Source organism: Flavobacterium flavigenum, assembly GCF_027111255.2.
Taxonomy (GTDB): domain Bacteria; phylum Bacteroidota; class Bacteroidia; order Flavobacteriales; family Flavobacteriaceae; genus Flavobacterium; species Flavobacterium flavigenum.
This window is the reverse complement of the sequence record NZ_CP114285.2, coordinates 4,540,253-4,555,179: the sequence shown is the minus strand read 5'-3', so window position 1 is coordinate 4,555,179 and position 14,927 is coordinate 4,540,253. Positions and strand designations below refer to the sequence as shown.

The following is a 14,927-nucleotide window of genomic DNA, read 5'->3' as shown; positions in this document are numbered from 1 at the left end:
AAGTGTTCGAAACCTCAAAGTTATTATATTTGAGTCTAAAACAGACTTATGAAATTAGAAGAAGTTTTAGAATATATTCCGCAAAGAGAATTAGAGAAGTTATCACTCGTTTATAATGTTGACCATCAAGTAAAGAAACTTCATGGACAAACGATGTTTCAATTACTATTGTTTTCGATGTTAAACATCAAACACAATAGTTTGCGAGTAATGGAAGAATTTTATCATTCGTTGGCGTTCAAAAGTATTGCCAATACAAGTTATCAAGGAGTAAAATACAATTCGATCAGAGACCGATGGTAAATATAAACGCTGATTATTTTGAAGCAATATTCAATAGTTGCCTAAAAAAGTATCAAGATAAATATTTGAAGAAAAAACATAATATTATTTCTTTTGATTCCACGCTGGTTAGTATTTCTTCTAAATTATTAAAAGAAGGGATGCAAATTAATAAACAAGGAGACAAGAAATTTGTAAAATTTAGCATAGCATTTTCAAACATACCGGTTCATTCAAAAATTTTTACAGAACAGCCGTTTGTTTCCGAGGATTTTGCTTTAAAAGAATTGATAAAAGAATGTTCATTAAGTGTGGATAATATTTTAGTTTTTGACAGAGGCATTCAAGCAAGAGCAACATTTGAAGAGTTCAACGAGGATAATTTAACCTTTGTAACAAGATTGAATAATTAGACTCGTTTTGAAACGATTAAAGAATTTGAAATTGATGAAAAAAACAGAAAGATTACTATTAGAACAAGATTTAGAGGTAAAATTATATGACAAACGAAATAAAAAAAGTCAAAAATTCCTGCGGTTAATCGTTGCAAAAGAAAAGGAAAATAGTGAAGTGTTTTATTTTTTTGACTAACAGTAAAACCTTAACAACAAAGGATGTGGCAGAAATTTATAAACAACGATGGGAAATAGAAGTGTTTTTTAAATTATAAAACAGAATCTAAATTTTAGTCATTTGTTAAGCAGAAATATCAATGGAGTAAAAGTAATAATGTATATGACTTTGATAACAGCTATTTTATTAGTGGTTTATAAAAAACTCAATGAACTCAAAGGATATAAAATTGCAAAATTGAAGTTTGCACAAGAATTAAAAGTTTTAATTATCAAGGATATAGTTGAAAAATGCGGAGGAGATCCAAATAAAGTAAATACAATTTTAAACCTCCACAGGTTTTCGCATTGATCCTGTATAAGTAATTGCGCTTTTTTTTAGTACTCAGAGCGGGACTTGAACCCGCACGGACATTTCTGTCCACTGGATTTTAAGTCCAGCGTGTCTACCAATTTCACCATCCGAGCATTTTGTGGTACCTCCAGGGATCGAACCAGGGACACATGGATTTTCAGTCCATTGCTCTACCATCTGAGCTAAGGTACCTCATTTTAAACAAAAAACCCTATTCATTTTCAGAATAGGGTTCTTAAAGAAAGGCGACGACATACTCTCCCACAAAACTGCAGTACCATCTGCGCAGGCGGGCTTAACTTCTCTGTTCGGGATGGGAAGAGGTGAGCCCCGCCGCAATAACCACCTTAAGGTTTTTGGTTTGTAGTTTATTGTTTTTAGTTTTCACTTATAACACCTGACTTATAACCGCTCGCGTCGAGCAAATATCTTAACATACTGAGATAAAAAATATAAATAGTTTAGAAAGTTTCTCCCTCCCGTCTTTTGGACGGGAGGAAAAGGGTGTACATAAGCTTACGGATTATTAGTACTACTCGACTATGACATTACTGCCTTTACATCTATAGCCTATCAACGTGGTCATCTTCCACGATCCTTAAAAGAAATCTCATCTTGTGGTGGGTTTCGCGCTTATATGCTTTCAGCGCTTATCCCTTCCCAACGTAGCTACTCTGCGGTGCCCCTGGCGGGACAACAGATACACTAGAGGTTAGTCCAATTCGGTCCTCTCGTACTAGAATCAGATCCACTCAAATTTCTAACGCCCACAGTAGATAGAGACCGAACTGTCTCACGACGTTCTGAACCCAGCTCGCGTGCCACTTTAATGGGCGAACAGCCCAACCCTTGGGACCTTCTCCAGCCCCAGGATGTGACGAGCCGACATCGAGGTGCCAAACCCCCCCGTCGATATGAGCTCTTGGGGGAGATCAGCCTGTTATCCCCGGCGTACCTTTTATCCTTTGAGCGATGGCCCTTCCATGCGGAACCACCGGATCACTATGCTCTACTTTCGTACCTGATCGACCTGTATGTCTCTCAGTCAAGCTCCCTTATGCCATTGCACTCTACGCACGGTTACCAAGCGTACTGAGGGAACCTTTAGAAGCCTCCGTTACTCTTTTGGAGGCGACCACCCCAGTCAAACTACCCACCAAGCACTGTCCCCCGCAACACGGGGTTAGGCCTCAGATAAACAAAGGGTTGTATTTCAACAATGACTCCACAACGCCTGGCGACGCCGCTTCATAGTCTCCAACCTATCCTACACATCATTTATCCAAGGTCAATACTAAGCTATAGTAAAGGTGCACAGGGTCTTTTCGTCCCACTGCGGGTAAACGGCATCTTCACCGTTACTACAATTTCACCGAGCTCATGGCTGAGACAGTGTCCAGATCGTTACACCATTCGTGCAGGTCGGAACTTACCCGACAAGGAATTTCGCTACCTTAGGACCGTTATAGTTACGGCCGCCGTTTACTGGGGCTTCAATTCAATGCTTCTCCGAAGATAACATCTCCTCTTAACCTTCCAGCACCGGGCAGGTGTCAGGCCCTATACTTCATCTTACGATTTTGCAGAGCCCTGTGTTTTTGATAAACAGTCGCCTGGACCTCTTCACTGCGGCCCCGATTGCTCGGGGCGACCCTTCTCCCGAAGTTACGGGTCTATTTTGCCTAATTCCTTAGCCATGAATCTCTCGAGCACCTTAGGATTCTCTCCTCAACTACCTGTGTCGGTTTACGGTACTGGTACTAATTACCTGAAGTTTAGAGGTTTTTCTTGGAAGCCCTTAGGCGCACTATCTCTTTGTCCGAAGACTCCGAGTACTATCGTATTTCACCAAAATCTACGGATTTGCCTATAGATCTTATAGCTAGGTACTTTAACGAACTATTCCGTCAGTTCGCGGCGCTTTCATCACTCCGTCACCCCATCACAGTAATTAGTAGTACGGGAATATTAACCCGTTGGCCATCGACTGTCCCTTTCGGGTTCGCCTTAGGACCAGACTAACCCACAGCTGATTAGCATAGCTGTGGAAACCTTAGTTTTTCGGTGTGCGGGTTTCTCGCCCGCATTATCGTTACTTATGCCTACATTTTCTTTTCCAGCCAGTCCAGCATACCTTACGATACACCTTCAACCCTGCTGGAATGCTCCCCTACCACTTACAATTGCTTGTAAATCCATAGCTTCGGTAATATGCTTATGCCCGATTATTATCCATGCTCGTCCGCTCGACTAGTGAGCTGTTACGCACTCTTTAAATGAATGGCTGCTTCCAAGCCAACATCCTAGCTGTCTGGGCAGACAAACCTCGTTCTTTCAACTTAGCATATATTTGGGGACCTTAGCTGATGGTCTGGGTTCTTTCCCTCTCGGACTTGGACCTTAGCACCCAAGCCCTCACTGTTATCAATCATTATATAGCATTCGGAGTTTGTCAGGAATTGGTAGGCGGTGAAGCCCCCGCATCCAATCAGTAGCTCTACCTCTATATAACTAAAATAACGCTGCACCTAAATGCATTTCGGGGAGTACGAGCTATTTCCGAGTTTGATTGGCCTTTCACCCCTACCCACAGGTCATCCGAAGACTTTTCAACGTCAACCGGTTCGGTCCTCCACTGTGTGTTACCACAGCTTCAACCTGCCCATGGGTAGATCACACGGTTTCGCGTCTAACACTACTGACTAAAGCGCCCTATTCAGACTCGCTTTCGCTACGGATCCGTGGCTTAACCACTTAACCTTGCCAGCAACGTTAACTCGTAGGCTCATTATGCAAAAGGCACGCCGTCACCCCACGAAAGGGCTCCGACCGCTTGTAAGCGTATGGTTTCAGGATCTATTTCACTCCGTTATTCACGGTTCTTTTCACCTTTCCCTCACGGTACTGGTTCACTATCGGTCTCTCAGGAGTATTTAGCCTTAGCGGATGGTCCCGCCAAATTCAGACAGGGTTTCACGTGCCCCGCCCTACTCAGGATACCACTATCTATTATACTTGTTACCCATACGGGGCTATCACCCTCTATGGCCCGACTTTCCAGTCAGTTCCGGTTCCGTGTACATAAAATATCGTGGTCCTACAACCCCAATCATGCCGTAACAAAATTGGTTTGGGCTAATCCGCGTTCGCTCGCCACTACTTACGGAATCACTTTTGTTTTCTTCTCCTCCGCCTACTTAGATGTTTCAGTTCAGCGGGTTTGCCCACCTATCGGTGTACTATGTCTTCAACATAGTGGGTTGCCCCATTCGGGTATCTGCGGATCAAATGGTGTGTGCCCATACCCGCAGCTTTTCGCAGCTTATCACGCCCTTCATCGCCTCTGAGAGCCTAGGCATCCCCCATACGCCCTTATTTTGCTTATTGTACCAATCATTCAATTAAGAATGACCGTTTTTTTTTGTTTTTTGCTCTTTGTATTACTACAAAAACAAAAAACGCTTTCTACTTTTTAAATTTTTCTTATCTCAATATGTCAATGAACTTTAACTTACCATTTTCATGATAGTTTCGTGGAGAATAACGGAGTCGAACCGTTGACCTCCTGCGTGCAAGGCAGGCGCTCTAGCCAGCTGAGCTAATCCCCCATTTTCTTAGTGATGAGTTATTAGTTATGAGTTATGAATTATTGCTCATAAGGCCTCAACCTCTAAAATTTCCTTTTTTAAGTTAAAAGAGTAGTCCCGGGCAGACTCGAACTGCCGACCCCTACATTATCAGTGTAGTACTCTAACCAGCTGAGCTACGAGACTCTGTTTTTACTTAATTTTCATTATTTTTTTAAATTAACAGCAAGAGTAATCGAACCTTACGATTCAGAAACTTCAAAATATCCATCTTTTATCCCCAACGTGTGTTGCCACTAACATATGGGGCTCTAGAAAGGAGGTGTTCCAGCCGCACCTTCCGGTACGGCTACCTTGTTACGACTTAGCCCTAGTTACCAGTTTTACCCTAGGCAGCTCCTTGCGGTCACCGACTTCAGGCACCCCCAGCTTCCATGGCTTGACGGGCGGTGTGTACAAGGCCCGGGAACGTATTCACCGGATCATGGCTGATATCCGATTACTAGCGATTCCAGCTTCACGGAGTCGAGTTGCAGACTCCGATCCGAACTGTGACCGGCTTTGTAGATTCGCTCCTGGTCGCCCAGTGGCTGCTCTCTGTACCGGCCATTGTAGCACGTGTGTAGCCCAAGGCGTAAGGGCCGTGATGATTTGACGTCATCCCCACCTTCCTCACAGTTTGCACTGGCAGTCTTGTTAGAGTTCCCGACATGACTCGCTGGCAACTAACAACAGGGGTTGCGCTCGTTATAGGACTTAACCTGACACCTCACGGCACGAGCTGACGACAACCATGCAGCACCTTGTAATTTGTCTTGCGAAAGATCTGTTTCCAAACCGGTCAAACTACATTTAAGCCTTGGTAAGGTTCCTCGCGTATCATCGAATTAAACCACATGCTCCACCGCTTGTGCGGGCCCCCGTCAATTCCTTTGAGTTTCAAACTTGCGTTCGTACTCCCCAGGTGGGATACTTATCACTTTCGCTTAGCCACTGAAGTTGCCCCCAACAGCTAGTATCCATCGTTTACGGCGTGGACTACCAGGGTATCTAATCCTGTTCGCTACCCACGCTTTCGTCCATCAGCGTCAATCCATTAGTAGTAACCTGCCTTCGCAATTGGTATTCCATGTAATCTCTAAGCATTTCACCGCTACACTACATATTCTAGTTACTTCCTAATAATTCAAGTCCAGCAGTATCAATGGCCGTTCCACCGTTGAGCGATGGGCTTTCACCACTGACTTACTAGACCGCCTACGGACCCTTTAAACCCAATGATTCCGGATAACGCTTGGATCCTCCGTATTACCGCGGCTGCTGGCACGGAGTTAGCCGATCCTTATTCTTACGATACCGTCAAGCTGATTCACGAATCAGTGTTTCTTCTCGTATAAAAGCAGTTTACAATCCATAGGACCGTCATCCTGCACGCGGCATGGCTGGATCAGGCTTGCGCCCATTGTCCAATATTCCTCACTGCTGCCTCCCGTAGGAGTCTGGTCCGTGTCTCAGTACCAGTGTGGGGGATCTCCCTCTCAGGACCCCTACCCATCGTTGCCATGGTAAGCCGTTACCTTACCATCTAGCTAATGGGACGCATGCTCATCTTTTACCGTTGTGACTTTAATAGTAGGTTGATGCCAACTCACTATACCATGGGGTATTAATCCAAATTTCTCTGGGCTATCCCCCTGTAAAAGGTAGATTGCATACGCGTTACGCACCCGTGCGCCGGTCTCTAGCACCGAAGTGCTATACCCCTCGACTTGCATGTGTTAAGCCTGCCGCTAGCGTTCATCCTGAGCCAGGATCAAACTCTTCATCGTATATTTTAATATTATATCACGACGAATATCTATCGGTTCTTTTTCGAATCTAACGATTCCATTACTCTTATTTCTTTTGCCTTAACATCTCTGTTAAGACGGCTGTCAATTCAATATGTCTACGAACGTATCTTCTTTTTATTTTCGCTTGTGTTTCAAAGCGGGTGCAAAAGTAGAAATTCTTTTTGTTTCCTGCAAGAAAAATTTAAAGTTTTTTTTGAAATTTTTTCAATCTCAATCTCTTCGTTTTTCCTACCAGTCTCTCAATGAACTTCCGTGTTTTGCGGGGTGCAAATGTAAAAAGCATTTTCAAATCTCACAAGCTTTTTTGAATCTTTTTTTTGTTTTATTTCTAAAACCTCGATTCCTTATTCTTGTCAGTATTTCGATGAACGCCTTCGCTGTTGCGGGTGCAAAAGTAGCACATCTATTTACATTTCCAACCCTTTTTTTTATATTTTTTCCATCTTTTTCAATCCTTTCTCTTAACTCACTGGGAACAGCTTCCTTACATTTTGAACTTTTTTATTGATCTGTAAGACTTTTCATTGTTTAAATATCGTTTTGACAATTTACATACGTTCTCAATTGTCGTTCTTATACATTTATTAACTTTTCAATCGCTTTTCTGAACTCTAATTATCTTTTGAAAACTGTTCCATAGCCCCGATAGTAGCGAAAATCCTTTTTGAGCCGGGGTTCGGCTCAAAAGATTGAAGCGCATAGCGGGATCAGCTCCTGATCTAAATCAATAATCCATTTTTAATCCCTGAATTCAGAGCTTTCGTTTTACTACAAAAGTTTCTCTCTTATATATATGAAAAAAAATCCCGATAATTTTAATTAACTATCGGGATTAATATTTTTAAATGTCCAAGGTTAATTCCTGACTTCATTAATTGTTTGTACAAAAGCTTCAACAGGCTGCGCTCCTGAAACAGCATATTTTCTATCGAAAACAAAAAAAGGTACCCCCTGTACTCCAATTTGCTGTGCTTCGGCAATATCATTTTGCACATCATTCAAAAACACACTCTCATTTTCTATTACTTTCCGAACTTCCTTTTCATCTAAACCTGCCTGAATCCCTAACTCTATTAAAGTCGAAGCATCATTTAAATCTTTTCCTTCAGTAAAATATGCTTTAAAGAAAACCTCTTCCATTTCATCACCGAGTTTCCTGGTCTTTGCTAAATGTATAATCCGATGAGCTGTTAGTGAATTCGAAACAATTACTTTCTCAAAATGATAATCTAAACCAACATTTTTCGCACGTTCAACAACCGCTTTATGCATTTCTTTTGACTGCTCAACTGAAATACCTTTACGTTCAGCTAAAAAAGTATAAATATCTTTGCCATTCTGAGGAGTTATTGACGAATCGAGTTGAAAACTTTTCCATTCAATTTCAAACTCCTCATTTGGAAATTCTGCTAAAGCCTTTTCTAATTGTCTTTTTCCTATGTAACAAAACGGACACATGATATCCGACCAAATTTCTATTTTCATATTGCAAAGTTAGAGAATTGTTTCAAGTTTCAGGTTTCATATAAAATGATTTTGTACAAAATTTAGGCACAAAGCACAATAATTTTTTCAGACTTACATTTAAACATAAAGTTCGGAAAGTCATATTTAAAACTTAGCTCAATTTATAACTTCTGTTTCATGAGAAAAGACTAACACCTAAATTGAAACCTGAAATAACAAAATAAAAAACCGCAACTCTTATTAAGAATTGCGGTTTCTAGGTATAAAAAATGGTTGGTTAATAGCGATATTTTTTTTTACAATGATAAATCTTTAATTTGAAACTAAAAAACACCCCTGTAACAAAAAGCAATTGTGATGTTAACTATTTAACATTACAGGCATTACCAACATTGTAACAGTTTCTCCCTCTTCCAAACCATCAACTGGAGTTAAGATTCCGGCTCTGTTAGGCAATGACATTTCTAACATAATCATATCTGATTGTAGGTTAGTCAGCATTTCTGTTAAAAAACGTGAATTGAAACCAATTTGAAGATCATCACCCTGATAATCGCAAGTTAATCTTTCCTCAGCTTTGTTTGAATAATCAATATCTTCAGCAGAAACATTTAATTCAGCTCCGGCGATTTTTAAACGAATTTGATGCGTAGTTTTATTTGAGAAAATCGCGACACGCTTAACAGAACTCAAAAATAAAGAACGGTCAATCATTAATCTGTTTGGATTTTCTTTTGGAATCACTGCTTCGTAATTTGGATATTTTCCATCAATTAAACGGCACATCAAAATATAATTATCAAATGAGAAAGTTGCATTTGAATCGTTGTATTCAATTTTTACTTCAGCATCAGAACTTCCAAGAATACTTTTTAAAATATTCAAAGGTTTTTTAGGCATAATAAAATCTGCAACCTGAGATGCTTTTACATCCGTACGTGCATACTTCACCAATTTATGAGCATCTGTAGCTACAAAAGTTAATCCTTCCGGTGAAAACTGAAAGAAAACTCCAGACATTACCGGGCGCAAATCATCATTACCAGCTGCGAAAATAGTTTTACTTACCGCAGTAGCCAATACATCTGCCGGAACGATAGTCACAGATGGGTCGTCAAGATTTACTGATTTAGGAAATTCTTCTCCGGCAGCATACGCTAATGCATACTTTCCTGAATTAGAACTAATTTCCACTGTGTTATTATCTTCAACTGTAAAGGCTAAAGGCTGCTCAGGAAATGTTTTTAAAATTTCAAGTAAAAGTTTTGCCGGAACAGCTACACTTCCCTTACTCTTAGAATCGATTGATAATGTTGCTGACATTGTAGTTTCAAGATCTGAAGCAGAAACTGTCAACTCATCATTATTAAGTTCAAATAAGAAGTTGTCCAAAATAGGCAACGTATTGTTACTGTTAATTACACTACCTAAAACTTGTAATTGTTTTAATAAGTAAGAACTCGATACTATAAATTTCATCTGTTTGTTTTTAATTTTTGAGCCTATTTATTGGTTATTTAAACTTTAAAAATAAGGATTACAAATATATCGTAAACAATCTTAGTTTTACAATTTTTTTATTAACATCTATTTGCTGTATTTTCTTTTTCGGATATAGGTAAACAGAAGACCGAAAACCAACAAAACTAAGATTGGAAGTCCGATAGTTATGAATTGCGTCTGGGTATAATTTTCATAAACTTTCTCTTTATCCAATAAAGGCAAATCTAAATCCTTACTTCTAATGTTAATAAGTCCTGTATCATCCAGCAAATAATTGATACAGTTCATTACAAAATCTTTATTGTCGTATAAATTTCCTGAACGCTGGTCGTAACCCAATTCCACTGGCATTCTGTTTTTATCCAATTGATTTCTAGCCAAATCACCATCAGAAACAACAATCATTTTAGTAGGTTTTCCTTTTGCTAAAAATGAATTTTCTTTGAAAGCTAAAACACGATTTTCAAAAACCGAATGAAAACTTCCTTCTAGTAAAACCGACATTGGTATATTTCCTTTATTAAGATAGTCCTTCGGAGAAGTCTGCTCTGAAACAATGCCTAAATTGACTTCAAACGGCGTTCCTATTTTTTTGGAATAAGGTGATGACTGCAATAAAACAGTTTTCTTAATTCCGTTTTTCAATGTATCTATTGGACTGGCAAAGTCAAATTTGATTCCGCCTAAATTTTTCACAATCGGATGTTTGCTTTCAGGCGAAACAAGCGGGGAAAATTTCCAAATAAAATCCTGGTATTGTGTTGCACTTCCTTGCTCTCCGGTTGCTAATTTTATTGGACTTCCCTGTTCGTCTTTTACCAAATCAGGATTGATTCTGAATCCGTATTTAAAGAACATATCATTCAGATTCAAATCCCTTGGATAAGCCAGAGTTGCCCCTGCCTGATTGTAAAGGCTGTCCATATCTGCAGCTACCTGATCAATAAGCCACAATGATTTTCCGCCATTCATGATAAACTGATCTAAAACCTGCTTTTCCTCATCAGAAAAAGCTTCAGTAGGTTTTACGATAATTGCTAAATCATATTTCTTTAGCGCATCTAAACTTTTTATTGGATTTTTGGAAACTAAATCTAAGGTAAAAGGCCCTATGTAATAACTTTCGCGAATCTGCATCAGCATTTTAGCGATATGAATCTCATTTATTTCCCCATTTCCTTTTATGATAGCTACTTTCTTTTGCCTGTCTTTGGTTATTTTATTAATAGCATCTGCAATTGAATATTCCAGATGCTGAATGGAACCGATTACTTTTTGTGTAGTTGAAGCCCCCATTCTGTTTTTCAATAATGGAATCTTTACTTCTTTATTATTATAAACCACAATACCCCATGGAAAAACCATTTCCTGTGACTGTTTTCCTTTATCATCAACAGTCAAATTAATTGGAGTTAATCCTTTTTTGAAGAGAGATTCTGTTAAATCTATACTTTCTTCTTCATTTTCCATCGGATTCACAAATTCAAAAACTATATTTTTATTGTAGGCATGAAATTCTTCTAATAACTGTTTGGTTTCTTGCTGTAAACGTCTAAAATCAGGTGGAAGATCTCCTCCGTCCATATAAATTTTTATAGACATTGGATTTTCAACTTGTTTTACAATCTTTAAAGAAGTTTCGGATAAAGTATATCTTTTGTCCTTTGTTAAATCAAATCGATAAAAAAACAAAGAGCCTAATACATTCAGGACAACTAAAACAAAAATTGTGATCCATAACGTCTTGATATTTATTTGAGCAGATGGTTTCATTAGGCTTTAAAAGATTTTAATTGATAAACTGTAAATGACAAAAACAGAAGTGTAATGCTTAAAAAGTAAATTACATCGCGGGTATCAATTACTCCCCTGCTCATACTCTTAAAATGGTCCTGCATTCCTAAAACAGAAATAAAACCAGAAAATCCAGGAATCAGAGAAGCCAGCCCCTCAAAGCCGTAATAAAAGAAAAAACATAAAAAAACAGAAATGATAAAGGCCACAATTTGATTTTCTGAAAGTGTTGAAGTAAAAATTCCAATAGCTGAATAAGCTGCAATCAGAAATAATAACCCGAAGTAAGAACCAATTGTACTTCCCATATCGATGTTTCCTTCAGGGAAGCCCAGATTTGAAATCACTTTTACATATATAAATGTTGGAATTATTGCCAGGATAATCAAAAATGCAGCACCTAAAAATTTTCCGTTTACAATTTCCCAAATTGATAATGGTTTAGTCAGCAGTAATTCCAGTGTTCCTTGTTTTTTTTCATCAGAAAAACTTCTCATTGTTACTGCCGGAATAAGGAAAATTAGAATCCATGGTGCCAAAGTGAAGAATGGAGTCAAATCTGCATAACCCGTATTTAGAATATTATAATCTCCTTCAAAAACCCATAAAAACAGCCCGTTGCTGATTAAGAAAACAGCAATGACCAAATAGCCTATTGGAGAACCAAAAAAGGATTTTATTTCCCGTAAAATGATTGATTTCATGTAAAAACGTTTATTCGTTTGATTGTTTTTTTATGTATTTGCCTTGTTATCAAAAGCCAAAGCTTTACAAGGGCGCAAAAATACCAAAATAGATTATTCTTTTCATTATAAATTCTATTAGTTCTAATCTCTAATTATTGATTTTAATCTAAAGGCTATTTGTCCTCTTTCTTTCATTATTTCGCTAAATTTTTCATTGAAAGATTTTCTTAAATAATCCCAACTACTTGCATTCACGCTACCATTACCATTTTTATCAATATTATTCATAACTTTCATGTTATCAATAAATTCAAAATTATCGTAAAAACTCATGAAATCTTTTTTCCAGATAATAAAATTATACGCACCTAATAAATATGGCTTTATTTCCGGATGAAATGACCACATTATTTCTAACTCTTCATCTGAATGGTTGTAAAAATTATTTTTTGTAGCATTTGCAACTCCGAAGAAATCACAATATTCAATAATTTCAATTGTAGGCTTTTCAATTTCATCATAATTTAAGGCACAAAATGAAAAATAATGTGGACTTTTATGACTATAAATATTTGTACAAAGAAGAAGTTTATATCTACTATCAGCAGCAATAAATGTAAACAAATCACCTTGTTTTATATCTTTAATTTTCCTCATAAACCATTTCGGTAATGTTATAAAAAATCTTCCTTAAAAAAAATTAAGAGTAATTACATCTCTGTAATTCAGTCCTAATAAACTATTTGCAGAACCAACTTTTGAAGGATTGCTTCTAAAAATAGCTATTTCCAGGAAACCGGCTTCATTAAAAATAGCCAGCTTTTCGCCTTCGTATGTTTTTATAGGATACTTATCCGAAGTGGCAATCGCAGAATAATTGGGCAAAATCGTTTTGATACTTTTAGGATTCATAACAATTTCGTAAGGACGGCCTTTGGCAACCTCCAAAAATTGCTTTTTAGAAATATTAGTCACTACGTTTCCAAAATGGTCAATGTAAATAACATATCCTTTAAGTGAATTGCCATCGTTTGAAACTACTGCCTGCAATTCGTTTATTTCTTTAATCTCTGTGATTTCTTTTCCAATGACATTTAACAAACCGCCTTTGGCAATATGACAAGCTACTTGTATAAAAACATCCAAGTCAGTATAATCGGCAGGAAAACGATCATAGATATTAATTTCGACAATTTTCTGCGGCACAATCTTTTGTGTAAGCATACTTAAAATCCCGTTGTCAGCACAAATAAAGTAGTGATCATTCCACTGCATGGCGATATGCTGATTCTCTTTATTTAATTCAATATCGACGCCAATTAAATGAACAGTTCCTTTAGGAAAACTCAGATAGGACGCACCAATAATGTAACTTGCTTCAGCAGTGTTGAATGGATCAATATCGTGTGAAATGTCTATGATTTTTGCCTCCGGAATTTCAGAAAGAATTTTACCCTTCAACGAACCAACAAAGTGGTCTTTCAAGCCATAATCGGTAGTAAGGGTAATTATTGACATATTTTTGTTTATAACTATTGGTAGTATTTAAATCTAATTTTCATTAAATTTGAGAAATGCAAAGCTAATAATACTTAATGCAAATTGAAAGAAAGAAAATGCAATTTGCCTTTAAAGATATAAACATACCCGACAGTAGATTTGCAGACAAATTTATTTTTAATTAAAAACTACCTCATTTGAACGAAAGAATAATTGAGCTAATAGACATCGCTCCTAAAGAATTTTGGGGCGCTCATGACAGCCATTTGGAAATAATTAAAAAGTACTACCCAAAGCTTAAAATCGTAGCACGAGGGACCACTTTAAAGGCTTTTGGCGAAAAAGAAGTTTTAGATGAATTCGAAAAAAGATTTCAGAGGCTTATGCTTCATTTTACCCGATACAACAACATTGATGATAACGTAATTGAACGTGTGATTATGAGCGATGGTCAGGATGAAAGAAAATCATTAGATCATGACAAAATACTGGTTCATGGAGTTGGCGGTAAAATTATAAAAGCCATGACGCCTAATCAGCAATTACTTGTTGATACAATCAAAAAAAATGATATGGTGTTTGCTATTGGTCCTGCAGGAACCGGAAAAACGTATACGGGTGTTGCAATGGCAGTAAAAATGCTGAAAGATAAAGAAGTCAAAAGAATCATCCTTACACGTCCGGCGGTCGAAGCAGGCGAAAATCTTGGTTTTTTACCCGGGGATATGAAGGAAAAACTCGATCCGTACATGCAGCCGCTTTATGATGCTTTGCGTGATATGCTTCCAAACGAAAAACTCGAAGATTACATTTTAAAAGGAATTATTCAGATTGCGCCTTTGGCATTTATGCGCGGACGTACATTAGATAATGCTTTTGTAATTCTGGATGAAGCCCAAAACACCACCCACTCACAGATGAAGATGTTTTTGACCCGTATGGGGAAAAACGCAAAATTCATGATTACGGGAGACCCGGGACAGGTCGATTTGCCAAGAAGAACTATTTCTGGTCTGAAAGAAGCTATTTTGGTACTGAAGGATATTGAAGGAATCGGAATTATTTATCTGGATGACAAAGACATCGTACGTCACAGACTGGTTAAAAAAGTTATTGATGCTTATAAGCAAATAGAGAATCACGATTGATTTAATTTTTATTGAAATATTAAATGTAAATCGTGAATTGTGTTTTAACATTTATTAATATTCGTTTTGTACGTTTTCAAAAAAAGGTGCAAAACGAATATTTTTTTTAAGAAATTGAGAAGTCATCAGAAGATAAATTCCGATGGCTTCTCAAATAACATCAATTGTATTATGAACCTT

General features: G+C 37.8%; 12 protein-coding genes, 4 tRNA genes and 3 rRNA genes. 6 read left to right on the top strand and 13 right to left on the bottom strand.

Annotated features, from left to right (window positions below; translation table 11 throughout):
* Window positions 1-48 precede the first annotated feature (48 nt).
* The 5 genes from OZP09_RS18885 to OZP09_RS18870 all read left to right on the top strand — a co-directional run bounded on the left by OZP09_RS18885 (window position 49) and on the right by OZP09_RS18870 (window position 1,206).
* The gene (locus OZP09_RS18885; RefSeq protein ID WP_269235204.1) at window positions 49-303 is read left to right on the top strand and encodes a hypothetical protein; all 255 of its coding nucleotides are present in this window, start codon (window positions 49-51) and stop codon (window positions 301-303) included.
* Window positions 297-695 (top strand): hypothetical protein, encoded by a 399-nt coding sequence (locus OZP09_RS18880; protein ID WP_269235203.1) that lies wholly within the window; start codon window positions 297-299, stop codon window positions 693-695. The genes OZP09_RS18885 and OZP09_RS18880 overlap by 7 nt, the downstream gene beginning before the upstream one ends.
* Window positions 696-729: 34 nt before the next feature.
* Window positions 730-873 carry a hypothetical protein gene (locus OZP09_RS18875; protein ID WP_269235202.1) on the top strand — a complete coding sequence of 48 codons (144 nt, stop codon included), beginning with the start codon at window positions 730-732 and terminating at the stop codon, window positions 871-873.
* On the top strand, window positions 848-952 hold the full coding sequence (locus OZP09_RS22700; protein WP_432419441.1) for a transposase: 105 nt from the start codon (window positions 848-850) through the stop codon (window positions 950-952). The genes OZP09_RS18875 and OZP09_RS22700 overlap by 26 nt, the downstream gene beginning before the upstream one ends.
* A gap of 65 nt (window positions 953-1,017) precedes the next feature.
* Window positions 1,018-1,206, top strand: coding sequence for a hypothetical protein (locus OZP09_RS18870; RefSeq protein WP_269235201.1), 189 nt, complete (start codon window positions 1,018-1,020; stop codon window positions 1,204-1,206).
* Window positions 1,207-1,236: 30 nt separating this feature from the next.
* Here OZP09_RS18870 and OZP09_RS18865 read toward each other — a convergent pair.
* The 13 genes from OZP09_RS18865 to OZP09_RS18805 form a co-directional block, all read right to left on the bottom strand.
* Window positions 1,237-1,322 (bottom strand) — tRNA-Leu (locus OZP09_RS18865).
* Between the two features lie 6 nt (window positions 1,323-1,328).
* A tRNA-Phe gene (locus OZP09_RS18860) sits at window positions 1,329-1,401 on the bottom strand.
* Window positions 1,402-1,449: 48 nt separating this feature from the next.
* A 5S ribosomal RNA gene (rrf, locus tag OZP09_RS18855) occupies window positions 1,450-1,559 on the bottom strand.
* A gap of 156 nt (window positions 1,560-1,715) precedes the next feature.
* Window positions 1,716-4,596, bottom strand: a 23S ribosomal RNA gene (locus tag OZP09_RS18850).
* A gap of 147 nt (window positions 4,597-4,743) precedes the next feature.
* Window positions 4,744-4,817, bottom strand: a tRNA-Ala gene (locus tag OZP09_RS18845).
* 91 nt (window positions 4,818-4,908) lie between these two features.
* A tRNA-Ile gene (locus OZP09_RS18840) sits at window positions 4,909-4,982 on the bottom strand.
* 129 nt (window positions 4,983-5,111) lie between these two features.
* Window positions 5,112-6,625, bottom strand: a 16S ribosomal RNA gene (locus tag OZP09_RS18835).
* The 16S, 23S and 5S rRNA genes sit together here with 4 tRNA genes alongside, the layout of an rRNA operon.
* A gap of 879 nt (window positions 6,626-7,504) precedes the next feature.
* Entirely contained in the window at window positions 7,505-8,134 is a 630-nt protein-coding gene (locus OZP09_RS18830) for a DsbA family oxidoreductase (protein ID WP_269235200.1), read from the bottom strand.
* Between the two features lie 342 nt (window positions 8,135-8,476).
* Window positions 8,477-9,595 carry a DNA polymerase III subunit beta gene (gene dnaN, locus OZP09_RS18825; protein WP_223680970.1) on the bottom strand — a complete coding sequence of 373 codons (1,119 nt, stop codon included), beginning with the start codon at window positions 9,593-9,595 and terminating at the stop codon, window positions 8,477-8,479.
* Window positions 9,596-9,703: 108 nt separating this feature from the next.
* Entirely contained in the window at window positions 9,704-11,392 is a 1,689-nt protein-coding gene (gene gldG, locus OZP09_RS18820) for a gliding motility-associated ABC transporter substrate-binding protein GldG (protein WP_269235199.1), read from the bottom strand.
* Complete coding sequence (gene gldF / locus OZP09_RS18815; RefSeq protein ID WP_281309816.1) at window positions 11,392-12,117, bottom strand: gliding motility-associated ABC transporter permease subunit GldF; 726 nt, start codon at window positions 12,115-12,117, stop codon at window positions 11,392-11,394. The genes gldG and gldF overlap by 1 nt, the downstream gene beginning before the upstream one ends.
* Window positions 12,118-12,240: 123 nt before the next feature.
* Window positions 12,241-12,756: a hypothetical protein gene (locus OZP09_RS18810; protein WP_269235198.1), complete on the bottom strand. Its 516-nt coding sequence runs from the start codon at window positions 12,754-12,756 to the stop codon at window positions 12,241-12,243.
* A gap of 33 nt (window positions 12,757-12,789) precedes the next feature.
* Window positions 12,790-13,617, bottom strand: a complete 828-nt coding sequence (locus tag OZP09_RS18805; RefSeq protein WP_281309815.1) for an SAM hydrolase/SAM-dependent halogenase family protein — start codon at window positions 13,615-13,617, stop codon at window positions 12,790-12,792.
* Window positions 13,618-13,796: 179 nt separating this feature from the next.
* Here OZP09_RS18805 and OZP09_RS18800 point away from each other — a divergent pair, with 179 nt between their 5' ends.
* Window positions 13,797-14,747, top strand: coding sequence for a PhoH family protein (locus tag OZP09_RS18800; RefSeq protein WP_281309814.1), 951 nt, complete (start codon window positions 13,797-13,799; stop codon window positions 14,745-14,747).
* Window positions 14,748-14,927: the final 180 nt, after the last annotated feature.

Excerpts from the sequence above, each read along its gene's own strand:
- OZP09_RS18880 (WP_269235203.1), top strand. The coding sequence starts at position 297 with ATGGTAAATATAAACGCTGATTATTTTGAAGCAATATTCAATAGTTGC.
- gldG (WP_269235199.1), bottom strand. The coding sequence starts at position 11,392 with ATGAAACCATCTGCTCAAATAAATATCAAGACGTTATGGATCACAATT.
- OZP09_RS18830 (WP_269235200.1), bottom strand. The coding sequence starts at position 8,134 with ATGAAAATAGAAATTTGGTCGGATATCATGTGTCCGTTTTGTTACATA.
- OZP09_RS18885 (WP_269235204.1), top strand. The coding sequence starts at position 49 with ATGAAATTAGAAGAAGTTTTAGAATATATTCCGCAAAGAGAATTAGAG.
- OZP09_RS18810 (WP_269235198.1), bottom strand. The coding sequence starts at position 12,756 with ATGAGGAAAATTAAAGATATAAAACAAGGTGATTTGTTTACATTTATT.
- OZP09_RS18875 (WP_269235202.1), top strand. The coding sequence starts at position 730 with ATGAAAAAAACAGAAAGATTACTATTAGAACAAGATTTAGAGGTAAAA.
- OZP09_RS18870 (WP_269235201.1), top strand. The coding sequence starts at position 1,018 with ATGACTTTGATAACAGCTATTTTATTAGTGGTTTATAAAAAACTCAAT.
- OZP09_RS18805 (WP_281309815.1), bottom strand. The coding sequence starts at position 13,617 with ATGTCAATAATTACCCTTACTACCGATTATGGCTTGAAAGACCACTTT.
- gldF (WP_281309816.1), bottom strand. The coding sequence starts at position 12,117 with ATGAAATCAATCATTTTACGGGAAATAAAATCCTTTTTTGGTTCTCCA.
- dnaN (WP_223680970.1), bottom strand. The coding sequence starts at position 9,595 with ATGAAATTTATAGTATCGAGTTCTTACTTATTAAAACAATTACAAGTT.